Raw genomic sequence first — 18,500 nt, forward strand, 5'->3', positions numbered from 1 at the left:
GTTGAGGCTTTCAGCGATCTGCCCCAGGTAATTGTTGTGAAAGTTTCACCCGAATCTTCAACGATACTGTCGAAGGCAGTCCACCTTCGAAAGGGATATCCATGTCTACTGCCCCGGCACTGAGTGAGATCGGCCGCCAACTCGAAGACTCGGCAAGTCTTGGTCGCGTCGTCGACGAACTGCTCGCAGCGCGAAGTGAGGCGCCGACTCTGCTCGGCCTCGGCGAGCCGACTCACGGGATCAAGGCTTTTCCGTTGCTGCGCAACGAACTTCTCGGCCAGCTGGTCGAACGAGGGTATCGGTCGATCGTGCTCGAAACAGATGTCTTTGCGGCATTCCTTGTCGACGACTACGTGAGCGGGGGAGAGGCGGACATCGAGAAAGTGCTCGCCACAGGCTTCAGCCACGGATTCGGCGCAGTACCGGGAAACCGCGAACTCGTCGAATGGCTACGCGAGTACAACCACGGCCGCGCTCCGGCCGACCGAGTTCGCTTCTACGGCTTCGACGCTCCGGTGGAGTATTCCGGTGCACCGAGCCCGCGCCGCGCACTGTCTGCGGCAGGTGACATCCTGCCCGCTGAGATGCGGCCGCATTCGTTCGACGACATCGACCTTCTGCTCGGGCAGGACGCCGACTGGACCAACCCGGCGGCGATGTTCGATCCGGCCGCGTCCATCGGTGACTGCGATCATGCTCGCCTCCTGCGCATCATTGCGGACGACCTCGGCAGCATCCTTCGGCGCGCCGCGCCCGTGCTGCGACCCACCGACCCGGACGGGTACGACCTGGCCCTCGCACACGCACGCACCGCTGTAGGACTCCTGCGATATCACGCCGCGATGGCGAGTTCCGCTCCTGATCGCATCGGAACTCTCCTCAGCCTGCGCGCCGAGATGATGGCGGAGAACCTGCTGGCCGTCGTTGCTCAGGAGCAGCGACGCGGGCCGAGCCTGCTGTTCGCCCACAACGCTCATCTTCTGCGAGTGCAGTCCGAGATGCCGGTCAGCGATGATGTGGTCAGTTGGGGGAGCGCCGGTTCACTCGTCGGACTTGCCCTCGGAGAGCGTTACGTATTCGTGGCAACCGACGCCAACCCCGGCAGTGATCCGGGCACTCTGCAGGGTGTGTTGGCCGATGCGACCACTCGGCGTGCCCTGTTCCCGACGCCGGCCCTGCGAGCCGCGCTCGACCCGTCGATCGCCGCGGGCGAGGCGATCCTGCCAGGCCATCTGCCGCTGAAACCGTCGGAGTTGGACGGCGCCGACGCGGTCATCTTCGTCGACGATACCGACGGGCAGCGTCATCAGTACTGGTAGTCGTCAGTACTGATAGTCATTTCAGGGGCAGAGAGCATGCGAGAGCATCGCGACAGTGTCCGGTTGGTCCTTCGGCGTCGACGTCAGCGTCACGGTGAATGCACGATCCGGCGTCGCACCGGACAACGTGTAGTACCCGTAGATCCCGCCGCTGTGGCCGGTATAGGTGACGCCGCAAGGAAGTTCGGTGACGCTGACGCCCATCCCGTACCCGAGCCCCTCGGCTTCGGTGGCGGCGACTTGCTCAGTAGTCATCGCGGCAAGCTGCGCGGCCGGCACCACCTGCCCGTCGAGTAGTGCCCGCCAGAAGACGTTCAGGTCTGTGCCCGTCGACACCATCGCTCCCGCAGACCAGGGGATCGACGGTTCGGTCCGGGAAACATCTGTCAGGCCCCCTCCCAGGTCCTGATAGCCCGTCAGGTGATCGCCCCTGATGTCGCGTTCGCCGGCCGGCGGGAGGTACGTGTCTCCCAGATGCAGCGGGTCGAGTATCCGAGACTGAAGTTCATCGGCGTAGCTGCGGCCGGTCACGGATTCGACGAGCATTCCGAGAACGATGTAGTTGGTGTTGGTGTAGACGAACGACGTTCCGGGAACGAATTGGGCCGGTTTGCCGAGGGCGATGGCGAGCGCAGCGGAAGGCGTCAGCATCCGGTCCTCGTTTGCGGCAATCCATTCGTCGGCTCCGGGTTCACCGGCGAACTCGGGAAGGCCGCTGCGGTGTTGCAGCAGCTGCCGCACGGTGATCGCGCTGCCGTCCGTGCCGCTCCCATGTAGCTGCCCCGGAAGGTACTGCTCGATCGGTGCGTCGAGGTCGACCTTGCCTTCGGCCACCAACTGCAGAACGAGCGAAGCAGTGAATGTTTTTGTCACACTTCCGATCCGGACGCGATCATTCTTGCCGATCGAATCGCCGTTGGTCCGGTTGGGCACGCCGCTGGTCATGACAGCCGTCGTGGTGCCGTCGTCGAGTGTTGCGATCGACCCGACGACGCCCGAGCGGGTGAGTCCGTCGAGATCCGATTGAATCTCCACTGCGCGCTGGAGCGTCGAGCAACCGACGAGTGCCGTGGTGGCTCCGATGATGACCGCGGCGACGAGCAGGTATGGGCGCATGAGTCGAATCTATGGACCTTGTCGTGCCGCGGGATCCAGGAAATCCCCCATCATTCCCTGATCTTCTGCCGGGCCGGGACGTAAGGCCCGTTTGTTCAAAACCGACAAATCGGATCAATCATTCCTGTCCGAACACCACGTCCACGCCGTTAACATCCGAACGAAGTGTTTGTTTTCACGTGTCTTACCAGTTCACGGCTATCGAGGTGCGCTGCCGCGCGCCGAAACGACTCCCACGAAGGACGGATGCATGAAGAAGTCGACACTCCGCACGGGAACGGTCGCGGCTCTGCTGACCGGAAGTGTTCTGTTGCTGTCCGCTGCCCCTGCCCCTGCCTCAGCCGACCCGGGAAGCCTCGGTAGCGGTGGCAGTAGCGGGAGTTCCGGCAGCCTGGGGAGCGCGGGCAGCATCAGCAGCGGTTCAGCCGCCCTGCCCATTCCGAGTCCGGCAGGCCTGATCGCGCTGGCAGCGGCGAGCACTCAGACCGGAAAGCCCTACCAGTGGGGCGGCGTCGGGCCGAACTCGTGGGACTGCTCCGGGCTGGTGCAATGGGCGTTTCGGCAGGCCGGGGTGAATCTGCCACGGACCAGTCAGCAGCAGGCCAACGTCGGACAGCCGGTTCCGCGGTGGGCCCTCGCTCCCGGCGACGTCATCACGTTCTATCCCGGAGCGACGCATGTCGGCATCTACGCTGGGTTCGGAATGGTGTTCAACGCCTACGGTGTTGGTGTTCCGACCGGACTGACGCCCCTCACGGATCTGCCGATCAACAACATCCGCAGGTTCTAGAACCTGCACAGAACCTTCACAAGTCCTCCCAGGTTCATCCACGACGGCCGAATACAGTCAGTTCCATGAGTCAGCGAAGAGTGCTCGTGGTCGACGACGAGGTCAGTATCTGCGAGTCCATCGCGGCGAGGCTGCGCGCCGAGGGCTACGACGTCGAGCTGGCGTTCGACGGTCCCAGCGCGGTGACCCGCTGCGAGCAGATGGATGCAGACCTGGTGGTGCTCGACGTGATGATGCCGGGGTTCGACGGCCTCGAAGTGTGCCGCCGCATCCAGGCTGTGCGCCCGGTACCCGTGCTGATGCTGACAGCACGTGCCGATGAAACCGACTTGCTGATCGGTCTCGGTGTGGGGGCCGACGATTACCTGAGCAAGCCGTTCAGCATGCGTGTCCTCGTCGCCCGGGTGCAGGCGTTGCTTCGGCGTGCTGATCGTGCGGAGCATGCCGCTCGTCCGGTGACCGACCTCCTCGAGTTCGGTGACGTCGTGATCGACCTGACCGAGCGTCGAGTGCGCCGTGATGCCCAAGAAGTCCATCTGACCCGCACCGAATTCGATCTCATCGCCTATCTGGCGGAACGGCCGCGAGCCGCGATCCCACGGGAGTCGCTGCTCGAGGAGATCTGGGGCTGGGGCGAGGGAGCGGGTAGTCGGACCGTCGACAGCCACGTCAAGGCGTTACGACGCAAGCTCGGATCTTCCGTGATCCGGACCGTTCACGGCGTCGGGTACGCCTGGGACGTGCCGCGATGAGCAGCGTCGACCGACTCTTTGCGCGGTGGCCGCGGCCCCTGGACCCGATGCGATCCTTCAAGGTGAAGGTCGGGCTCTTGGTTGTCGCAGCACTGTTGTTCGCCTCCGGTGGGTTCTGGCTGACGTCGCAACAACCGTTTCGTTTCGCCCTGCTGACCGCGTTGGTTGTCGCTCTCGGAGTTACACAGGTGCTCGCACACGGAATGACGTCGCCGCTTCGCGAGATGACGGCCGCGGCGAAGGCGATGGCGCGCGGCGACTATTCGAGGCGTGTGCGAGCGACTTCCCGCGATGAAGTAGGCGAACTCGCCCATGCGTTCAATCGGATGGCCGAGGACCTCGGGGCAGACGACCGGTACCGCCGCGAGCTGATCGGCAACGTCTCCCACGAATTACGCACGCCCATCACCGCTTTGCAGGCCATGCTCGAAAACGTCGTCGACGGTGTCGAAGAACCGGATCCGGCGATGATGAAGTCGGCGCTGCGGCAGACGGAACGACTGGGCGCGTTGGTGGCCGACCTTCTCGACCTCTCGAAACTCGAGGGCGGCGCAATGCCGTTGAAGCGCAGCCGTTTCGAGGTCGAGCCATTCCTACGCGAGCTGTCGAGTGTGAGTGCGGGCGACATCGAGATAGACGTGAAGCCTCCGCAATTGTCCGTGGTAGCCGATCCGGATCGCCTCCATCAGGTGGTGACCAACTTGGTGGACAACGCGGTTCAGCACGGGAACGTCGACACCAAAGTTGCCATCCGAGTGCGTTCCGGCAGCGCGGGGGAGTTGGTGCTCGACGTCCACGACGACGGCCCCGGCATCGAACCACAAGCCCGAGAGCGAGTGTTCGACCGCTTCATCCGCGGCGGATCGACAGACGGGGGCACCGGGCTCGGCCTCGCGATCGCGAAGTGGGCGGTCGAATTACATGACGGCAGGATTGCGGTCGTCGATGCCCCGTCGGGATGCTGCATTCGAGTAGTGCTGCCGCAGAACTGAATCAAAGTCCCTGACGAGATCGAGAGATCTCGCGATGGCGCATGCCTTCATCGGCATTCGTCTGTACTTCCGAACCTGAAAATTTGAACCAGAAACATAGGAGATCACATGAGCGCTCCGATAGTAATTCCACCGAAACCGCCGATGCCAGCCGTAAAACCCAAGCGTCCCAGCCGGTTCTGGCGCCCCGATCGAACGTCGATGGCCACCCGCTCGATGCTCGTCGGCGCGGCCGCAGTAGGGGTGCTTGCGGCCCTGATCCTCGATCCAGGGTTCGTCAGTATCGCGTACGTGATCGTGGGTGTCGGTGTGGTGATCGTCTTCGGGATTCTGACACCGCCGCGGATGACCGTGGCGCAGTGGGTCGCCGCCATCGGGATGCTTGCACTACTGGGCGTTGCCGCCGTTCGCGGTGCAGAGTGGTTGGTGTTCGTCTGCGTCGTAGCTGCGTGGGTTCTGTTCACGTGGACTCTGATCGGCGGGCGGACGTGGACCGGGATACTCCTGGGAACGGTGGCACCCTGGCGGGCGCCCCACCGGACGGTAAACTTCGTTCGTCGTCGAAAACTCGCTACCCGCTCTGCTCCGCGGGTGCCGGCGGCGAGAGTTGTCGTCGTGAGCGCAGTGTCTGTTGTCCTCCTGCTGATCTTCGGATCTTTGTTCGTGAGTGCGGATCCGGAGTTCGCGAAGATCTTCGGTGGCTTCGCTCCTGCCATCTCGGTGTCGAACCCGGGGGCACGGATCTTCGCCGGCGTCGTGATGGCGTTCGGCACACTGGTTGCGGTGTATCTGCGTCGTAGAACGCCGACGGTGGACGCATTTGCGCCTGCGCCGGCGACGCCGTTGCCGATGTGGGAATGGGCGGTCCCGCTCGGCGTGCTCAACGTCCTGTTCCTCGGTTTTGTTGCAGTGCAGACAAAGACACTGTTCGGGGGAGACGAGCACGTTCAGGTGACCGACGGACTGACCTATGCGGACTACGCACGTGAGGGTTTCTGGCAGCTCATGGCAGTAACCGTGCTGACGCTGCTCGTCATCGCCGTCGCGGTGCGGTTCATCGACCGTCGCGATGCTGGATCGAGGCGTCTGGCCCGCGGTTTGTTGGGTGCACTGTGCCTCTTCAGCCTGGTGATCGTGGCATCGGCTGTGCACCGGATGTGGTTGTACGAGAATCAGTACGGTTTCACGGTGCTGCGGGTCAGCGTCTTCGCGACAGAGTTGCTTCTGGGATTCGTGTTCGTGATCTTGCTCGTCGCGGGTATCCGGATGTCCGGGAAGTGGCTACCCACAGCTGTTCTCGCCACCTCTGCCCTTGCTCTGCTGGCATTCGCGGTGTTCGACCCCGACGCGTACATCGCGCAAAAGAACGTGGAGCGGTTCGAGGGCGGTAAGAGCATCGACGTCTCCTACCTGCACGGGCTCTCCGTCGACGCGGTACCTGCCTTGGATCGTCTACCGGAACCGCAGCGCTCGTGTGCGTTGAGTAGGTATCGATTCGGAGTGCCTGGTACCAGTGCGCCCTGGGAGTTCAACGCGGCGCGTGAGAAGGCCCGCGACATCGTGGAGACTCGCCCAGTGGGGCCATGCCTGCAGATGTACACGGTCGGATAGACGCAGAGCGATTGTGCAGCCGCGCGGCAGATATAGCGCGCGGCTGCACAATCGGCGAGCGCCGCCGGGTCGATCAATGCACGGCGAGTGAGATCTTCTCCCGTTCCGCCGCGGACACGACGTCGCGGGTGGAGCGCAAGTCGATGGTCACGCTGTGCAACGCGCCGCCGTAACGGAAGGTGCCGTGCTCGGCGAACTCCTCCGAGACCGGGCTTCCCCGGTTGATGCCGACGTCGAGCTGTTCGTTCATGCTGAAGATCGCCCGCGTGGTCTTCTCGATCCGTCCCTCGGAGACCACCTCGCCGTCAACGCTCAGGGTGGCGATTCCGCCCTTGCCGATTCCGCCGCCGTCGTACTCGAAGTGAATGGACACCTCGCTGGCGTCGGCACTCAGCTGACCCGGTCCGCGAACGTAGGTTCGGCCTCCACCGCTGAAGTTGTAGCAGTAGACGGGGACGGAATCGAGTATGTACAAAGCGAATCCGCCGAACCGGCCACCGAGGCTGACCAGCATGCCGTCGGCGACGCTACCCAGACTGGCGGTCAGCGTGTACGAGCGGTTGAAGAACGTCGGCGCGGCCTTCTCGACCAGACCGTTCATGTGTGGGTACAGCGTGAGGGTCTTGCGGCCCATCATCGGATGTGGTGGTCGTGATTCCGCGGTGGCGTGACGGCCGACCGTTCTGTCGTCCAGCGGCAGTACTTGATATTTGGCGGCCTCGACGAGGAACTTGTCCTTGAGCCTGGCAAGGATCTCGGGATGCTCGTCTGCAAGATCGCGGGCCTGCGACCAGTCGACCGATGTGTCGTACAGCTCCCAACGGTCTTCGCTCATCGGGGTGAGCTCGAGGCCGTGAGTCGCCATCAGCCAGGGTGCGCGGTGCGCGGTGACCGCGGTCCAGCCGTGATCGTAGATTCCGCGATTACCGAAGATCTCGAAATACTGTGTGGTGTGGCGCTCTTCGGCGTCGGGCTCGGTGAAGGTGTAGTTCATCGCCACACCCTCCATCGGTTTCTGGGTGACGCCGTCGACGCTGGTCGGCGCCGGAATTCCGGCAGCTTGCAGAATTGTCGGCGTGATATCGACGCAGTGATGCCACTGTTCCCTGATTCCGGGATTGTCGATCCCCTTGGGCCAGTGGGCGATCAGGCCGTTTCGGGTACCGCCGTAATGGGACGCAACCTGCTTGGCCCACTGGTACGGGGTGTCGAGGGCCAGAGCCCACGACGCCGGATAGTGTGGGTAGCTGGTTTCGGTCCCCAATTCGTCGTAGCGCGTCAGCACGTCGGATGTCGCACTCTTGTAACCGTTGAGGCCGGCGAGGTAGTTGAACGAGCCCTCCATTCCGCCCTCCGCGGAAGCGCCGTTGTCACCCATCATGTAGAGCACCAGGGTGTTGTCGAGGACGCCCATATCCTGCAACCGGTCGACGAGCCTGCCGACCTCGTCGTCGGTGTGCTCGAGGAACGCCGCGTACACCTCCATCAGACGGGCCGAAACCTTCTTCTGGTCGTCGTCGAGTTCGTCCCAGTGCGGGAGCCCCGGAGCCCACGGGGCCAACTCGGTATCAGGAGCGACGACGCCCAGTTCCTTCTGCTTTTCGAGGGTGATTTCGCGTTGGCGATCCCATCCGTGATCGAATTCGCCGACGTACTTGTCCAGGTAGCTGTCCGGAACCTGAAGTGGGGCATGGCAAGCGCCGAAGGGGAGATAGCAGAACCACGGCTTGTCGGGGTCCATCGTGTTGATGCCCTCGACCCATTCGATCGCGTGGTCGACCAGGTCCTCGGACAGGTGGTATCCCTCCTGCGGTGTCTTCGGCAAGTCCACCATGGTGAAGTCCTCGTAGAGCACTGGCGTGAACTGGTCGGACTCGGCGCCGAGGAAACCGTAGAACTTGTCGAAACCCTCACGCACCGGCCAACGATCGAACGGCCCGGCGGCGGTTGTCTCCCAAGTCGGGGTCTGGTGCATTTTGCCGAAAGCGCCCGTCGCATAGCCGTTACCCTGCAAGACGCGCGCAACGGTCGCTGCGGAAGCGGGACGGGTCCCGTTGTATCCCGGTGCAGCATTCGCCATTTCGGAGATGACTCCCATGCCGACGCTGTGGTGATTGCGCCCGGTCAACGTGGCAGCGCGCGTCGGTGAGCACAGAGCGGTGGTATGGAATCGGCTGTACTTCACGCCGGTCTCGGCCAAACGCTCGGCGGTGGGTGTGCGGCACGGACCGCCGAAGGCAGAGGGCGCCCCGAATCCGACGTCGTCGATCATGATCAGCAGCACGTTCGGCGCACCTGCGGGTGGGCGAAGCGGTTCCGGGCGGGTGTACGGCGGATTCTGATCGGGGTAGTACACGGCGGCCGCGACGTTCGGCGTCTCGGGGATGATCGGGATGGAATGGCGATTCACCAGCAGGCTCCTTGGCGTGTGCAAAACCGGGTCGATTAAGCAGTCGTCTTAATCTGGAGCGTATCGGTGAGGATTCAGTTGGCGGTGCAAGTCTCGCTGACTGGGACAATCACCCCCCGTGAGCGGTTAAGGAGTGCCTGCACTCCCTAACCGCGCACGGGGGTTGGGTCTTGCGGAATTAAGACAGTGACTTATATGGTCGGTGTATGCCCGCCTCGCTGGACGCCAAGAACGCCATGATCGCCGTCGCTGAACGGATGTTTGCCGAGCACGGTATTCACGAAGTGTCCATGAGGGACGTGGCGACTGCGGCCGGGCAGCGAAACAACTCTGCGGTTCAGTATCACTTCGGTGGGCGAGACGGTTTGGTGTTGGCAGTATTCCGCCATCGGATGGATCAGATCAATGCAGCGCGACTGACGTATCTCGACGACATCGACGCCAATGGGCGGACTGACCTGGTCCGCGCGTTGGTCGAAGCTTTTCTGTATCCGCTGGCCGATTTCATGGCGACGGTCGACGGTTCCAACTATGCGAGGTTCATTGCCAGAATCTCTCCGTCGGTGGATACGCAGAGCGCCGAGTTTCGAGAGGTCAGCGAAGGGATCAACGAAGTTGTCGGCAGACTGACGCGGGCATTGCCGCATCTGCCCCGCCGCGTCGCGGTCGAACGGATCGACCTGTCGTTCAACATGAGTGTGTCCGCACTGGCCATATTCGAGCAGCGCCGCGAAGACGAAAACCCGGTTGTGCAGGCGGATTTCGATACGACGGTGGACCATCTGGTCGATCTCGCGGTGGGAGCCCTGACTGCACCCCAAAGCACACACAAGCGCACACGAGCACAACGGGTGCACGCGTCGACTGACGTGTGACCCTTCAGGACGCGACAGGACGGAGTCATATGATGGCGACCCTTACATCATCACGCACAGTTCAAATCGGCAATCACACAATCGAATTCGGGCCACGCGGAATGCGGCGAAATCCGGAAGGCATTGAATCGAGCCCGTACGAGCGGTTCACTCTGACGCCCGTCACACCGTTCATCGGTGCCGAGATCAGCGATATCGACTTACGTGATCCGTCGCAGGATCAGATCGAGGATCTACGTCGGGCCCTACTCGAATGGAAGGTGGTCTTCTTCCGCGACCAGCCGATTTCGAGTCTGAATCATCGTGACTTCGCCGCCCATTGGGGCGAACTCGAGATTCATCCACTTCTCCCGCAGGGAGAGGTCCCGGCCGTCGTCAGATTCGAACGCGGAGAAGACAGTCCAGGCACCGAGAACATCTGGCACGTCGACGTCACCTGGACCAAGACACCGCCGCTCGGTTCGGTCCTTCGGGCGATCGACGTGCCGCCGGCCGGCGGTGACACGTTGTGGGCAGATATGGGAAATGCTTTCGACTGCCTCCCGGACGAGATCAAGGACTTGATCGACGGCAAGGACGCCATCCACGATTTCGTGCCGTCCTTCGGACGCGGCATGAGCCCGGAGAAGTTGGAGCAGATGAAGGAACAGTACCCACCGGTTCTGCATCCGATGGTCCGTAAGCATCCGGAAACCGGGCGTAAGACGTTGTTCGTCAACAGCCTCTTCACCACCCACATTCCGGACATGGATCCTTCCGAAGGCAACGCTCTGCTCAACCTGTTGTTCGCGCAGGTCAAGGTCCCGGACTTCCAGTGCCGTTTCAAGTGGGCGCCGAATTCCATTGCATTCTGGGACAACCGGGCAACACAGCACTATGCGGCGAGCGACTACTTCCCTCATCGCCGCGTGATGGAGCGGGTGGCAATCCTCGGAGACGTGCCCTTCTGATCTACGTCTGCGGAATGCGGATGATGCACCGAAAGCCGACGTGGCAGGTCGAGGACTCTTCGGACTCGCCCTGCCGCGCGGCAGGGCGGTACCGCAAGCAGTAGTTCGGCGCACACAGATGTGAGCCACCCTTGATCACCCGTCGTGCGTAGGGTTCGCCAGCCAAGACCTCGGTGGCGAACTCCGCGCGGGGATTGCGCGGAATGCAGCACGAAGAGGCAGGCGCGACATTCTTCGAACCGTGGGCGTGGTCGGACGTGTAATGATCGGCCGTCCATTCCCACACGTTCCCGGCCATGTCGAGCAGCCCGTAGCCGTTGGGCCGGAACTTTCCGACCGGCGCGGTGCGCTCGTACCCGTCCTCGAGCAGGTTCTCCCAGGGGAACTGGCCTTGCCAGACATTGCCACCGGGCCGTCCTCCCGGTGAGTCGTGATCGCCCCACACGTAGGCCTGGCGATCGAGTCCACCACGGGCGGCAAACTCCCACTCGGCCTCGGTCGGGAGTTCCTTGCCGGCCCACGCGGCGTAGGCCTGGGCGTCGAAGTACGACACGTGGGTGACGGGGTGCCGTTCACGTCCCCCGATATTGCTGTCGGCGCCCTCGGGATGGCGCCAGTCGGCGCCGGGAGTGAACGACCACCACTGGGTGTAGTCGTCGAGTGGAACCGGGCCGGGTGGTGAATTGAAGACCAACGATCCCGGAACGAGGAGGGCTGGATCGGCGTCAGGATAGTCGGCGGGATCCGGGGCGATTTCCGCAGTGGTGACGTGGCCGGTTGCCTTCACGAAGCGTCGGAACTCGGCGACAGTCACCGCCGTCGTGTCCATCCAGAATCCGTCGACTGTGACCTGGTGAACTGGGCGTTCTTCGGGATAGAAGTCTTCGGAGCCCATCCAGTACGTCCCACCCGGGATCAACGACATGTTCTTCGGGGGAGTAGTCGTGGAGTGAGGCATCGTCATGAATCCAAGAATGGCACGTTGGTCGCGCCGGTGTGGAGAGAGTCCCACCTGGTGCCCTCGGCAGGATTCGAACCTGCGACCCTTCCTTTAGGAGAGGAATGCTCTATCCCCTGAGCTACGAGGGCGGGGAGCATACCGACAAGCGCTGAAAACCCTGTGCTGCGGGGGTTTTCGCTTCCCGATACTGCCGTTGCATCTGCTCGACCTGTCGGCACGAAGCCCGAGACATCACAGCTGCGCTAGTCAGTGTAGCGGCCCACCGACGCGGTGGCGAAGTCGACGGTGTTATCGCGTGCAAGGTGCCGGCCGAACCGATCGCACTGATCGCAATGGTGGTCACCGCCGAGCAGGCGCGGCAAGGTGCGGGAATGACCCGCAGAATCCGCTTCAACGCCTTTGCCATGAACTGCGTCGCCCACCAATCGCCAGGTCTGTGGCGCCACCCCGAGGACCAGTCGTCCAGGTACACGGATCTGAGGTACTGGACGGAATTGGCGAAACTCCTCGAGCGTGGACGATTCGACGGACTCTTCCTGGCAGATGTCCTGGGAACCTACGACGTCTATGGCGGGAACGACGACGCAGCGTTGCGGCAGGGCGCGCAGGTACCGGTCTCGGACCCACTGCTACTGGCGTCGGCAATGGCTGCCGTGACCGAGCACTTGGGCTTCGGGATCACCGCCGGTACAGCGTTCGAGCATCCGTACCCGTTCGCTCGGCGTTTGAGCACCCTCGATCACCTGACGAACGGGCGAATCGGGTGGAACGTGGTCACCGGATACCTCCCGTCGGCCGCACGGAACATGGGCGAGGACGACCAACTCCAGCACGACGATCGCTACGACCACGCGGACGAGTACCTCGAGGTTCTCTACAAGTTGTGGGAAACGTCGTGGGAAGACGATGCGGTGGTGCGGGACAGAAGCACCGGGGTCTACACGGACCCGTCCAAGGTTCATCCGATCGAGCACGAAGGCAAGCACTTCACGGTTCCGGGCATCCACATCTCGGAACCGTCTCCGCAGCGGACGCCGGTCATCTTCCAGGCCGGTGCGTCGCCTCGCGGGGTTCGCTTCGCCGCCGAGAATGCCGAGGCGATTTTTGTCGGTGCGCCGACCAAGGCGATTCTCAAAGACACCGTTGCCCGAATCCGAAACGAGCTGACAAAGGTGGGCCGCGATCCGTACTCGGCCCGCATCTACACACTGTTGACGATCGTCACCGACCGAACCCCCGAGTTGGCCCAGGCGAAGCTCGAGGACTACCGCAGTTACGCGAGTAGTGAAGGTGCACTCGTTTTCACCTCGGGGTGGATGGGGATCGACCTGTCCGGATACCGAGCCGACGAGCCGATCGGAAACGTCGAAAGCAATGCCATTCAATCCGCGGTCGCATCGTTTCGTCAGGCCGACGAGAAGGGCCGTGAATGGACGGTGGGGGACATCGCGGAGTGGGCGGGTATCGGCGGGCTGGGACCGATCGTTGTCGGTTCCGGTGCGGAGGTCGCGGACGAGTTGCAGGAGTGGGTTGCCGAGACCGACGTCGACGGGTTCAATCTCGCGTACGCGGTGACTCCTGGAACCTTCGAAGACATTGTGGAGCATGTGATTCCGGAGCTGACCAAACGAGGTGCCTACCAGAGCGACTACGACGAGGGAACGCTGCGTAACAAACTGTTCGGGCGAGGGGACAGGCTGCCGCTCGAACACCGAGGCCGGAGCTTCGACCGGATCCCCACTGCCGGCTGAGCGGGGACTTCAGGACCAGCCGGACCCGGGTACGTGGACCGAGGTGGTGAGGTCGATCGCCTCGATGTCCGAAGACCTCAATTCCTCACCGCACACACTGCACCCGAGCCTTGCTTCGAATCGCTTACCGCAAGCTTTGTGATGGAGAACGATGTCCGGGCCGTCCGCGGATCTGAACCAACGTTGACCCCAGGAGATCATGCACATCACGACAGGGAAGTAGGCCGTCCCCTTGGCAGTGAGTCGATACTCCGACCACTGGGGACGATCCGGAAGCGGTCGCGTTTCCATCACACCGATCTCGGTGAGGTGCTTCAAACGATCCGCGACTATCGCCGGTGGCGCGCCGGTGATCTCGGCGAACTCTCCGTACCGGCGCGCGCCTCGGAATGCCGCACCGATGATCGCCGCTGACCAGCGATTGCCGACGAGTTCCATCGTGTGAGCCAGAATTTCCGGTCGGCGTTCGGACTTGGTGGAGCGTCGCCGGGATGTTGCTTCGGGGACACTGCGTGAGAAGTCGCCACTCGGTCCCATTTCGGAGTCCAGAGACCGCACGTCCACGTCCTCGCCGCACTCCTTGCAACGCAGGATCGGGGTGAAGTCGTTTCCGCATGTGCTGTGCCGAAGTGGTGGTAGCGGCGCGGTTTCATTGGGCGCCCACTGCTTCTCCCACGACCACATGGTGATGAGGACGGGCCAGATCGACTGCCCTTTGCGAGTGACCGAGTACTCGTGCCGTGGCGGGTTCTGCTGATACTCACGACGCTCGAGCATTCCGCCTGCCGTCAGGATCGCCAACCGTGCTGACAACACGGAGTTGGAGATTCCCCCCAGTGCCAGCCAGTCGTTGTAGCGCCGCGACCCCAACAGGGCGAACCGCAGAATCCAGAGGTTCCACTCGTCCCCCAACAGCCCGAGCGTGACGGCCAGTGCGTTGGGTCCGCCTGCGGGCAACTCGGTGACGCCCGCCGACGCGGTGGGTGTCGAAGAGTCGGTTGCATTCACTCGTACCACCCCGAAATCATAGGCCGTGAACCCAGCCGCACCGCGAGAGCGTACCGAGTGGTCTGCAGAAAGAGTCGGGAATCACTCGGTACGGGCAATGAGTAACGCTTCCTGAGTGATCTGGCAGATCTGGAGTCCGGATGGATCGAAGACCGCGGCATTCACGACCGCTCTGCCGGCATGAGCTGTGGGGGTCGAATGCTCGAAGAGCAGCCACTCGTCCGCTCGCACGGGGCGCTGAAACCACATCGTGTGATCGAGGGACACTCCTGTCCAATCCGTGTCGAGCGAGTGCTCCTGCCCGATGTCGTATCCGTGTGGAGTCAAAGCGGTGGCCATCAGCATCAAATCACTGGCATAAGCAAGAGCAGCGACGTGAATCAGTGGATCTTCGCTCAGTCGCTGCGCCGAACGCATCCAGATGTTGCGCGCAGGCGCCGCCGAATGTGTCGTGGGGAACTGCGAATCGAGTGGGGACACACGAATCTCGATGGCGGAGAACTCCTCCCACACTTCTCCCAACCCGCCGTCCGCCTCGGCCAACTCTTGCAAGGTCACGCACTCTTCGGGTCGGAGTGCTGCCGGGACGGCTCGACTGTGAGTGATGCCCTCGCCGATCGAGGAGGCCGAGACCGTCGAACGGCAGACCAGTCGTCCGCCCTGGTGGACGTCGACGCCTCTGGTGGACAAGCGCTTTCCGTCGCGAAGACGATCCACCGAGAACTCGGTCGCGCACTTCGTCGATCCGGGGCGCAGGAAGTGCGTATGGACGGAACTGATCGCTTTGCCGTCGGTGACCGTGTGTCCGGCCGCGAGAATCGACTGCGCGACCAGTTGGCCGCCGAACAACTGAGGAAGCCGAACACCGTCGTTCAACCCTTGCCACCGGTCCGGGCCGGTCGATTCCAGGTCGAAGACGTCGGCGAGGCCACTCGTGGGGGCGCTCACGACGCGTGGTTTCGTGCCGGACGGGGTGGACGGGGGAAGAAGCCACTGGTCCGGGCGACGTAGTCGTCGTAGGCCTGGCCTTTGCTCTTGCGCATGCCTCGTTCGAGCAAGGCCTTACCGCTGTAGCTCACCAGTAGTTTGATCATGACGATCGGCGAGACGATCGTGATCAGCGCCAATGGATCACCAAGCGCGAGGATGAACAGTCCGACCCAGACACATGCGTCACCGAAGTAGTTGGGATGCCGGGTCCAGGCCCAGAGTCCATGATCCATCACCATGCCCGAATTGGCCGGATCTGCCTTGAAGCGGGAAAGTTGGTAGTCGCCAACCGATTCGAAGACGAAGCCGACGGTCCAGACAGCGATGCCGATCGCGCCGAGGACTCCGAGGGCGCGAAACTCGTACATCGCGAACTGGACGGGCAGCGACACCACGAGAATGAGGACGCCCTGGAGGCCGTAGATTTTGCGAATCAGGAACGGAACCAGCGGTCCCTGTTGATGTTTGAGTAGGGCAGTGTAGCGCTTGTCCTGCCCGTGCCCGCGGTTTCGGAAGCCGATGTACAACCCCAGTCGCATCCCCCACACCACGGTCAGTGCAAGGACAACGAGGCGACGCAGATCGTTTCCTTCCGATCCGATGGACGTCAGGTACGAGACGACGGCGACGACGGCGAAGCCTGGCCCCCAACAGATATCGATGATCGAGTGATTGTTCATTCGGATGGCGACGGCCATCACTGCGGCGATGAAGAGGAGTACGGCGAGTGCACTCACTCCGAAGTTCAGCGCTAGATCGCCCAGTGGGATGCCGGTCATGCGTGCGCCTTCCGATTGTGGTGGTCGAGCAGTTCGGAAGCGAAGTCCGCGAAGGCTTCCTGTGCGCTCGAATAGGTGTGAGGTGTGCCGAGTCGACTGGCTACGAGCAGTGAATCGAGCGCCGTGGCATCGAGTTCGGTGGTGGTAGGCAAAAATTCGGTCGAGCCCTCGACGGCGTCGGCCGAACGCACGCCGTTGCCTGCCGTGACTATCACCTGACCGTTGGTGGTGGACTCGGGATCGACAAGGGCGGTGACTACCGGTGCGACCAAGTCGGCTCCCATGATGTCGATGAATTCGGGGTTCATTCCGGATTCGGTCATCTGCGTAGTGGCATAGGGAAGAAGGACATTGGTGAAGACGTTGCGGTTCGCACCTTCTGCCGCTGCGGTGCGGCCCAGGGCGATCACGGCTCCCTTGCTTGCGGCATAAGCAGATACGGTGGGCTCACCGTGCAGTCCGGCGGTCGAGGCAATCATCACGATGCGTCCGAACCCGGCTTCGCGCATCACGCGGGAGGCTTCGGCTGCAACCAGTGCGGTCCCGACGACGTTTGTCGTGATGACGGTACTGAGGTTCTCGGCAGTGGTGCGGTGGAGCATCTGCGGACCGCTGACCGCGGCGCTGGTGATGCAGAAATCGAGTCGTCCGAACCGAGTGAGAGCGTCGTCCACCAACTTTCGACCGACGTCGGGGTCGGTGACGTCGTCGTGGTTGGCGACGGCCTGTCCACCGGATTCGAGGATTTCGTCGACAACCTGATCCGCGGGGCCTCGGGCGCTCGAATCGAGTGTGCGATTTCGATTGTTGACGATCACCGTGACGCCTCGGCTTGCCAGATGCAGCGCGACGGCACGGCCGAGGCCCTTGCCACCTCCGGTGACGACGGCAACGCGACCGGAGAGTGCACTGGCGGTCATGAGGCGATCCGTTCGACGAGCACGGCAACTCCGACGCCTGCAGCGCCACTGACCGCGGCCACACCGTATCGCCCGTCGCTTCGAACAAGTTCGTCGACGCACGAGCCCACGAGAATTGCTCCGGTAGCGCCGAAGGCATGGCCCATCGCCATCGTTCCGCCGTTGGGGTTCATCCGGTCCGGCCCGGCGTCGAGATCGCGACGGAATCGCAGGCAGAGCGCGGAGAAGGCTTCCGCGAACTCGAACACGTCGATGTCCTGCGGACGCAGTCCGGCTCGCGCGATGACGGCCTCCACGGCGCTCTGACCTGCCGTGAGCATGAGAACCGGATTCACCGATGTCGACGCGGACCCGATGATCCGTGCGCGAGGTGTCAAACCGGCTCGGGCAGCGGCTTTCTCGGACCCGAGGAGCAGGAGTGCCGCTCCGTCGGCCATGGCGGGAGAGGATCCGACGGTGTGCAGGTGTTCGATCTTTCCGACCTCTGGGTACGCGGCGAGCGCGAGAGCGTCCTGACCTCCGGCGCCGAGTCCTTCGAATGCGGCCGGAAGTGCGGCGAGTCCCTCTGCGCTCGTGTCTGCCCTGACCAGTTCGTCGTGCGCGATTCCCGCCTCACCGTTTCTTCCGGGAACAGGTACAACCGACCGCTCGAACGCCCCGTTGCGCCACGCTTCGGCAGCCTTGTGCTGGGTTTCGACGCCGTAGGCATCCAACTCGTCGCGGGAGTACCCCTCGATCGTGGCATTCAAGTCGGCGGCAACACCCATATGGATGGAGCCGATCTGCGCGATAGTCGCCGGGTCGGTCCACAGCGGCCCGCGATCACTGAACATCGGGGTGCGGGAGACGCTTTCGACACCGCCTGCCACGACGAGGGAAACGTCGTCGCTACGGATGCGGGCTGCGCTCTGGCCGACTGCGTCGACACCGGATGCGCAGAATCGGCTGAGAGTCGCTCCGGGAACGGAGTCGCCCCAACCTGCCAGCAGTGCGGCAGTTCTCGCGATGTTAGCGCCCTGCTCGTCCACCTGCGATGCGCAACCGAGAACTACGTCGTCGATCTGTTCTGCGGCGAGGTTTGTTCGACCCTGCAGAGCCTTGGCCAGGTGGACCACAAGATCCACGGGGCTGTGTTCGTGGAGGGCGCCTCGCGCCGATGCTCGACCGCGCGGCGTGCGCACGTAGTCGAGGACAAAAGCATCAGTCATTTTCAACCCTTCAATTAGTAGAGTTACTCTGCTAGTTGTAGTACGGTTGCGATGAAATTACAACCGCC

The 18,500-nt window shown here is 62.9% G+C and carries 16 protein-coding genes and 1 tRNA gene; 8 read left to right on the top strand and 9 right to left on the bottom strand.

The features are described from left to right. The first annotated feature begins 101 nt into the window (after window positions 1-101). On the top strand, window positions 102-1,319 hold the full coding sequence (locus ACFQ6Y_RS10670) for an erythromycin esterase family protein (RefSeq protein WP_378631785.1): 1,218 nt from the start codon (window positions 102-104) through the stop codon (window positions 1,317-1,319). Window positions 1,320-1,340: 21 nt separating this feature from the next. Here ACFQ6Y_RS10670 and ACFQ6Y_RS10675 read toward each other — a convergent pair whose 3' ends face one another. Further along, window positions 1,341-2,435, bottom strand: a complete 1,095-nt coding sequence (locus tag ACFQ6Y_RS10675) for a serine hydrolase domain-containing protein (RefSeq protein ID WP_378631788.1) — start codon at window positions 2,433-2,435, stop codon at window positions 1,341-1,343. 250 nt (window positions 2,436-2,685) lie between these two features. Here ACFQ6Y_RS10675 and ACFQ6Y_RS10680 point away from each other — a divergent pair, with 250 nt between their 5' ends. The 4 genes from ACFQ6Y_RS10680 to ACFQ6Y_RS10695 all read left to right on the top strand — a co-directional run bounded on the left by ACFQ6Y_RS10680 (window position 2,686) and on the right by ACFQ6Y_RS10695 (window position 6,580). After that, window positions 2,686-3,225 carry an NlpC/P60 family protein gene (locus ACFQ6Y_RS10680; RefSeq protein ID WP_378631791.1) on the top strand — a complete coding sequence of 180 codons (540 nt, stop codon included), beginning with the start codon at window positions 2,686-2,688 and terminating at the stop codon, window positions 3,223-3,225. 65 nt (window positions 3,226-3,290) lie between these two features. Further along, window positions 3,291-3,977 carry a response regulator transcription factor gene (locus ACFQ6Y_RS10685; protein ID WP_378631795.1) on the top strand — a complete coding sequence of 229 codons (687 nt, stop codon included), beginning with the start codon at window positions 3,291-3,293 and terminating at the stop codon, window positions 3,975-3,977. Next, complete coding sequence (locus ACFQ6Y_RS10690; protein WP_378631799.1) at window positions 3,974-4,969, top strand: ATP-binding protein; 996 nt, start codon at window positions 3,974-3,976, stop codon at window positions 4,967-4,969. The genes ACFQ6Y_RS10685 and ACFQ6Y_RS10690 overlap by 4 nt, the downstream gene beginning before the upstream one ends. Window positions 4,970-5,077: 108 nt before the next feature. Further along, window positions 5,078-6,580, top strand: a complete 1,503-nt coding sequence (locus ACFQ6Y_RS10695) for a DUF4153 domain-containing protein (RefSeq protein ID WP_378631804.1) — start codon at window positions 5,078-5,080, stop codon at window positions 6,578-6,580. A gap of 73 nt (window positions 6,581-6,653) precedes the next feature. Here ACFQ6Y_RS10695 and ACFQ6Y_RS10700 read toward each other — a convergent pair whose 3' ends face one another. Beyond that, the gene (locus tag ACFQ6Y_RS10700) at window positions 6,654-8,990 is read right to left on the bottom strand and encodes an arylsulfatase (RefSeq protein ID WP_378631808.1); all 2,337 of its coding nucleotides are present in this window, start codon (window positions 8,988-8,990) and stop codon (window positions 6,654-6,656) included. 206 nt (window positions 8,991-9,196) lie between these two features. Here ACFQ6Y_RS10700 and ACFQ6Y_RS10705 point away from each other — a divergent pair, with 206 nt between their 5' ends. Both ACFQ6Y_RS10705 and ACFQ6Y_RS10710 read left to right on the top strand, forming a co-directional pair. Further along, window positions 9,197-9,865 carry a TetR family transcriptional regulator gene (locus ACFQ6Y_RS10705; RefSeq protein ID WP_378543363.1) on the top strand — a complete coding sequence of 223 codons (669 nt, stop codon included), beginning with the start codon at window positions 9,197-9,199 and terminating at the stop codon, window positions 9,863-9,865. 32 nt (window positions 9,866-9,897) lie between these two features. Beyond that, a complete protein-coding gene (locus ACFQ6Y_RS10710; protein ID WP_378631812.1) occupies window positions 9,898-10,815 on the top strand; it encodes a TauD/TfdA dioxygenase family protein in 918 nt (305 codons plus the stop codon). Between the two features lies 1 nt (window position 10,816). Here the strand turns inward: ACFQ6Y_RS10710 and ACFQ6Y_RS10715 are convergent, their stop codons facing one another. After that, window positions 10,817-11,779, bottom strand: coding sequence for a formylglycine-generating enzyme family protein (locus tag ACFQ6Y_RS10715; RefSeq protein ID WP_378631816.1), 963 nt, complete (start codon window positions 11,777-11,779; stop codon window positions 10,817-10,819). A gap of 49 nt (window positions 11,780-11,828) precedes the next feature. Continuing rightward, window positions 11,829-11,904 (bottom strand) — tRNA-Arg (locus ACFQ6Y_RS10720). A 243-nt stretch (window positions 11,905-12,147) separates the two neighbouring features. Here ACFQ6Y_RS10720 and ACFQ6Y_RS10725 point away from each other — a divergent pair. Continuing rightward, on the top strand, window positions 12,148-13,527 hold the full coding sequence (locus ACFQ6Y_RS10725; RefSeq protein WP_378632851.1) for an LLM class flavin-dependent oxidoreductase: 1,380 nt from the start codon (window positions 12,148-12,150) through the stop codon (window positions 13,525-13,527). A 9-nt stretch (window positions 13,528-13,536) separates the two neighbouring features. Here ACFQ6Y_RS10725 and ACFQ6Y_RS10730 read toward each other — a convergent pair whose 3' ends face one another. The 5 genes from ACFQ6Y_RS10730 to ACFQ6Y_RS10750 form a co-directional block, all read right to left on the bottom strand. Continuing rightward, complete coding sequence (locus tag ACFQ6Y_RS10730) at window positions 13,537-14,535, bottom strand: winged helix-turn-helix transcriptional regulator (protein WP_378543367.1); 999 nt, start codon at window positions 14,533-14,535, stop codon at window positions 13,537-13,539. Window positions 14,536-14,616: 81 nt separating this feature from the next. Beyond that, window positions 14,617-15,483, bottom strand: coding sequence for an acyl-CoA thioesterase (locus ACFQ6Y_RS10735; RefSeq protein WP_378631821.1), 867 nt, complete (start codon window positions 15,481-15,483; stop codon window positions 14,617-14,619). Further along, window positions 15,480-16,304, bottom strand: coding sequence for a DUF1295 domain-containing protein (locus tag ACFQ6Y_RS10740; RefSeq protein ID WP_378631824.1), 825 nt, complete (start codon window positions 16,302-16,304; stop codon window positions 15,480-15,482). Before ACFQ6Y_RS10740 ends, ACFQ6Y_RS10735 begins: the two co-directional genes overlap by 4 nt. Continuing rightward, window positions 16,301-17,224: an SDR family NAD(P)-dependent oxidoreductase gene (locus ACFQ6Y_RS10745; protein WP_378631829.1), complete on the bottom strand. Its 924-nt coding sequence runs from the start codon at window positions 17,222-17,224 to the stop codon at window positions 16,301-16,303. The genes ACFQ6Y_RS10740 and ACFQ6Y_RS10745 overlap by 4 nt, the downstream gene beginning before the upstream one ends. After that, entirely contained in the window at window positions 17,221-18,432 is a 1,212-nt protein-coding gene (locus ACFQ6Y_RS10750) for an acetyl-CoA C-acyltransferase (protein ID WP_378631834.1), read from the bottom strand. The genes ACFQ6Y_RS10745 and ACFQ6Y_RS10750 overlap by 4 nt, the downstream gene beginning before the upstream one ends. Between the last annotated feature and the right edge of the window lie 68 nt (window positions 18,433-18,500).

The sequence above is a fragment of the Rhodococcus sp. NPDC056516 genome, from assembly GCF_042794655.1.
GTDB lineage: Bacteria > Actinomycetota > Actinomycetes > Mycobacteriales > Mycobacteriaceae > Rhodococcus_F.